Genomic DNA, 5,302 nt, shown 5'->3' with positions numbered 1-5,302 from the left:
CGGCGCGCCACGACGCCCAGGCCGGCGATGCCTGCCAGCATCATCGCCACCGTCGACGTTTCAGGCACGGCGCTGACCACCGTCAGGTTGTCCACGAAGAAGTCGCCCAGCACCTTGCCGGTAGGGCCGGGGCTGGACACCGCGCCTTCGAAGACCACGGTGGTGGCGGTGCCGCTGAAGCCGAGCTGGTACGAGGCCCAGCGGTTGAACCGGCCTTCTTCTTCGTTGCGGAAATGGCCGCCCAGCAGCGGGCCCTGGTCGGAGCCCAGCGCCAGCAGGTCGGGCGCGGAGGCGCCCGACTGCGCCAGCACGTTGTTGTTGGCGTCCAGCACCGTCACCGTCATCGGGCGGCTGACGGTGGAATAGAAGAAGGAGATGCTGCTGGTGATGCCGCCATCGAAGCGCAGCGCAAGCCCGTCGGTGGACGAGCTGTCGCGGTACAGCGTCAGCGCGCCGTACTTGCTGGGGGCATTGAAGAAGTTGCCCGTGCCCGGGCGGCCCGGCTGGTCGGTGTCGTCGTCGATGAAGACGAAGCCATTGCTGATGCTGACGCCCGGCACCGCATACACGCCCGGCATGCCGGTGGGGCCCTCGCGCTCGCCGGTTTCGAAGTCGAGCGTCAAGGCAGACGCCAGGGCCGGCAGGCCAGCCAGCGCAAGAACCAGCCAGCGCTGGGGGGACGACGTTGGCATGCAGTTCTCCTGATCCTGGGGTTTGTTCTCTTGGTTAACAAATGTACTCAATCCCGCACGCCGGTACTTTGACACGCACACCCCTCGGTTCAAGGGATGACCAATCCGCGCGGCTTGTGACTGGGGTTTGCGAGCACGGCCGTTTGGCGGCCGGTCCTACACTCGCAGGCGTGGAAACCAAGTGGCTGGAAGACTTCATCACGCTCGCGGAAACGCGCAGCTTTTCCCGTTCGGCGCAACTGCGGCACGTCACGCAACCGGCTTTTTCGAGGCGCATCCAGGCGCTGGAGGCCTGGGCCGGCATCGATCTGGTGGACCGCTCGTCCTACCCCACCCGGCTGACCCCCGCCGGCGAGACCTTCCATGCGCAGTCGCTGGAGATCATGGGCGCGCTGCAGGCCACCCGCAACATGATGCGCAGCCATCATGTCAGCGGGCAGGACATGCTCGAGTTCGCGGTGCCGCACACGCTGGCGTTCAACTTCTTTCCGCACTGGCTGATGGACCTGCGCCGCCGCTTCGGGGCCATCAAGAGCCGGCTGATCGCGCTCAACGTGCACGACGCGGTGCTGCGCCTGACCGAAGGCACCTGCGACCTGCTGATCGCCTACCACCATGCATCACAGCCGCTGCAGCTGCCGCCCGAGCGCTACGAGATGCTGAGCCTGGGCCAGGAAACGCTGGCGCCCTACGCCAAGGCGGATGCGGACGGATTTCCGATGTTTCGGCTGCCGCCGCTGTCGGCTGACCGTGTGCCCTTCCTCAGTTATGCCTCCGGCGCCTACATGGCGCGCATGGTCGAGCAGATCGTCAAGCAGGCGCCCGAGCCGCCGCCGCTGGAGCCCATCTATGAGACCGACATGGCCGAGGGCCTGAAGGCGATGGCGCTGGAAGGCCATGGCCTGGCCTTTCTGCCCGCCAGCTCGGTGCGCAAGGAACTGAAGTCGCGGCGGCTGGTCAGTGCCGCGGGTGGTGCGGGCTACGAGCTGACGATGGAGGTGCGCATCTACCGGGAGCGCCCGGAAAGTGCGCGCCACGTCAAGCCGGTGGCCAGGGCGGTCTGGGACTTCCTCAGCCGCGCTAGCTGAAGCTGGTGCCCAGGTGTATGCGGCTGGCGCATGGAACCGCGCCGAAACGGAATTGGCGGGCATACGGCGTGCAACCGTACATTCCTGCCGGCCCATCCCGCGGGTGGCCCGGAAGCTGCATGAAGTCAGCGCTTGAGGTTTCGGCGGGCTGTCCTGCCGCCACTGGGCTGCCTCACCCGAGGTCGGTGACGATGAGCGGTTTCGTCACCAAGTTGGTGCCTTCCTAGAATGGCGCCGCGTTTTGAACTGAGTCTGTTCCCTTTTCCCATTCCCCAAGGAGCCTGTGGCATGAAGAAATCGTTGATCGCTGTGGCCGTCGTCCTGGCCGCCAGTGCCGCCACCGCACAAACGACCGACACCCTCAAGAAGATCAAGGACAGCGGCAGCATCACCCTGGGAACGCGTGAATCCTCGGGTGCCCTGGCCTATACCCTGGGCGATGGCAAGTACGTCGGCTTCCACACCGAGATGGCCGAACATGTGGTGGCCGACCTGAGCAAGCAGCTGGGCACCAAGATCGCGATCAAGTACCAGCCCGTCACCTCGCAGAACCGCATCCCGCTCGTGCAGAACGGCACCGTGGACCTGGAGTGCGGCTCCACCACCAACAACACCGCCCGCCAGAAGGACGTGTCCTTCGCCGTCACCACCTACGTGGAAGAAGTGCGCATCGCGGTCAAGGCCAACTCGGGCATCACCTCGGTGGCCCAGCTGGCCGGCAAGAAGGTGGCCACCACCACCGGCACGACCTCGGTGCAGACGCTGCGCAAGCATGAGCGCGCCACCAACGTGAACTTCGACGAAGTGTTCGGCAAGGACCACGCCGACTCGTTCCTGCTGCTGGAATCGGGCCGCGCCGACGCCTTCGTGATGGACGGCCAGATCCTGGCCGGCAACATCAGCAAGTCGAAGAACCCGGCCGATTACAAGATCGTCGGTGAGGTGCTGTCGGTCGAGCCGATCGCCTGCATGCTGCGCAAGGGCGACACCGCCTTCCAGACGGCCGTCAACGACAGCATCAAGGGCATGATCAAGAGCGGCGAGCTGGCCAAGCTGTACGACAAGTGGTTCATGCAACCCATCCCGCCGAGCAACACCAAGGTGGGCCTGCCGCTGTCGGACGCCACCAAGGCGGCGTGGGCGAACCCCAACGACAAGCCGATGGAAGAGTACGCCAAGAAATAAGCCAACACCGGTTCAGGCCCGGGCCACGCGGCCCGGGCCTTGCGTAGGGCCGGCGGCGTGCCATGCACGCACGGGCGACAACACTTGAGGAGGCGGCCTTTGGGCACGTGGGATTGGCAATTGTTTTTGCAGGACACCGGCGGGGGGGAAACCTACCTCGACTGGATGATGTCCGCATGGGGGTGGACTTTGAGCGTGGCGGTGTCGGCCCTGGTGCTGGCGCTGGTCATCGGTTCACTGATGGGCATTCTTCGCACCACGCCTAGCCGTTTGCTGGTGGCGATCGGCAATACCTGGACCGAACTGTTCCGCAACATTCCGCTGCTGGTCCAGATCTTCCTCTGGTACCACGTGCTGCCTTCGATCTTCCTTTCGCTGCGCAACGTGCCCAGCTTCGTGCTGGTGGTGTTTGCGCTGGGCTGCTTCACCTCGGCGCGTATTTCCGAGCAGGTGAAAGCCGGCATCCAGAGCCTGCCGCGCGGCCAGCGCTACGCCGGCCTGGCCGTGGGCCTGACGCTGCCGCAGACCTACCGCTACGTGCTGCTGCCGATGGCGTTTCGCATCGTCATTCCGCCGCTCACGTCGGAGTCGATGAACATCGTCAAGAACTCGTCGGTGGCCTTTGCGGTGTCCATCGCCGAGCTCACCATGTTCGCGATGCAGGCCTCTGAAGAAACCTCGCGCTTCGAGGAGATCTTCATTCCCGTGACGGCGCTCTATTTCATCTCGGCCTTTGCGATCAACCGCATCGCGCAGCTGATCGAGAAGCGCATGCGCATTCCCGGCCAGATCGGGGGCAAGTGATCATGGGTGCTCTCGACTTTTCCTTCCTCAGCTGGGGCGTGATCCAGAGCTTCGTGCTCAAGGGATTTCTGTTCTCGCTGCAGCTCACTTTGATCGCCATGGTCGGCGGCATCGTGCTGGGCACGCTGCTGGCGCTGATGCGCCTGTCCGGCAAACCCTGGCTGGAAATTCCCGCCGCGGCCTACGTCAACACCATGCGCAGCATCCCGCTGGTGATGGTGATCCTGTGGTTCTTCCTGCTGATTCCGAAGCTGCTGGGCCAGCCGCTGGGCGCCGAGGTGTCGGCCATCATCACCTTCACGCTGTTCGAGGCCGCGTACTACTCCGAAATCATGCGCGCGGGCATTCAAAGCGTGCCGCGGGGCCAGGTGTATGCCGGTTATGCGGTGGGCATGAGCTACTCGCAGACCATGCAGCTGATCGTGCTGCCGCAGGCCTTCCGCAACATGCTGCCGGTGCTGCTCACGCAGACCATCATCCTGTTCCAGGACACCTCGCTGGTGTATGCCATCGGCGCCTACGACCTGCTCAAGGGTTTTGAGGTGGCGGGCAAGAACTTCAACCGCCCGGTGGAAACCTACCTGGTCGCCGCTGTCCTTTATTTCGTCATCTGCTTCAGCCTGTCGATGCTCGTTCGCCGGCTGCAGAAGAAAATCGCCATCATTCGTTGAGACGGGAAGCTCCCCATGATCGATATCAAGAACGTCAGCAAGTGGTATGGCAGCTTCCAGGTGCTCACCGACTGCACCACCACCATCAAGAAGGGTGAAGTGGTCGTGGTGTGCGGCCCTTCGGGTTCGGGCAAGAGCACGTTGATCAAGACGGTCAATGCGCTGGAGCCGATCCAGAAGGGCGACATCGTGGTCGACGGCACCTCGATCTCCGACCCCAAGACCAACCTGCCCAAGCTGCGCAGCCGCGTGGGCATGGTGTTCCAGCACTTCGAGCTGTTCCCGCACCTGACGGTGACCGAGAACCTGACGCTGGCGCAGATCAAGGTGCTGGGCCGCAACAAGGACGAGAGCCTCAAGCGCGGCCTGAAGATGCTGGACCGCGTGGGCCTGTCGGCGCACAAGGACAAGTTCCCGGGCCAGCTGTCGGGCGGCCAGCAGCAGCGCGTGGCCATCGCGCGCGCGCTGTCGATGGACCCGATCGTGATGCTGTTCGACGAACCCACCTCGGCGCTCGACCCCGAGATGGTGGGCGAGGTGCTGGACGTGATGGTGACCCTGGCCAAGGAAGGCATGACCATGATGGTGGTCACGCACGAAATGGGCTTCGCCCGCAAGGTCGCGAGCCGCGTGATCTTCATCGACGTCGGCGGCCGCATCCTCGAGGACTGCACCAAGGACGAGTTCTTCGGCCAGCCCGAGAACCGCCAGCCGCGCACCAAGGACTTCCTCAACAAGATCCTGCAGCACTGAGCGCGTCTGCACTGCGAGCGCTCAGCAAAAAGGCCCCGCCCGGGGATTCCGGGCGGGGCCTTTTTTTCATGGCCGGCAGCCCTGCGGGCCGCCTGCCTGAGATCACTTG

5 protein-coding genes and 1 pseudogene are annotated in these 5,302 nt (G+C 64.4%); 5 read left to right on the top strand and 1 reads right to left on the bottom strand.

The genetic code is table 11. From position 1 onward, the window contains the following. A pseudogene (locus tag ABNT58_RS10790) lies at positions 1-692 on the bottom strand (hypothetical protein); the annotation flags it as partial. Positions 693-862: 170 nt separating this feature from the next. On the opposite strand from ABNT58_RS10790, the gene ABNT58_RS10785 reads away from it, so the two are divergent. The 5 genes from ABNT58_RS10785 to ABNT58_RS10765 all read left to right on the top strand — a co-directional run bounded on the left by ABNT58_RS10785 (position 863) and on the right by ABNT58_RS10765 (position 5,193). Then, positions 863-1,780, top strand: coding sequence for a LysR substrate-binding domain-containing protein (locus tag ABNT58_RS10785; RefSeq protein WP_348753482.1), 918 nt, complete (start codon positions 863-865; stop codon positions 1,778-1,780). Between the two features lie 288 nt (positions 1,781-2,068). Then, positions 2,069-2,965 (top strand): amino acid ABC transporter substrate-binding protein, encoded by an 897-nt coding sequence (locus ABNT58_RS10780; protein ID WP_348753481.1) that lies wholly within the window; start codon positions 2,069-2,071, stop codon positions 2,963-2,965. Between the two features lie 99 nt (positions 2,966-3,064). Beyond that, on the top strand, positions 3,065-3,769 hold the full coding sequence (locus ABNT58_RS10775) for an amino acid ABC transporter permease (protein ID WP_348753480.1): 705 nt from the start codon (positions 3,065-3,067) through the stop codon (positions 3,767-3,769). Between the two features lie 2 nt (positions 3,770-3,771). Beyond that, entirely contained in the window at positions 3,772-4,440 is a 669-nt protein-coding gene (locus tag ABNT58_RS10770; protein WP_348753479.1) for an amino acid ABC transporter permease, read from the top strand. Between the two features lie 15 nt (positions 4,441-4,455). Next, on the top strand, positions 4,456-5,193 hold the full coding sequence (locus ABNT58_RS10765) for an amino acid ABC transporter ATP-binding protein (RefSeq protein WP_348753478.1): 738 nt from the start codon (positions 4,456-4,458) through the stop codon (positions 5,191-5,193). Positions 5,194-5,302: the final 109 nt, after the last annotated feature.

It is taken from the genome of uncultured Aquincola sp. (genome assembly GCF_964001545.1).
Classification (GTDB): domain Bacteria; phylum Pseudomonadota; class Gammaproteobacteria; order Burkholderiales; family Burkholderiaceae_C; genus Aquincola.
Note: the sequence above shows the minus strand (reverse complement) of the source record. Positions and strands in the feature narration are given on the sequence as shown.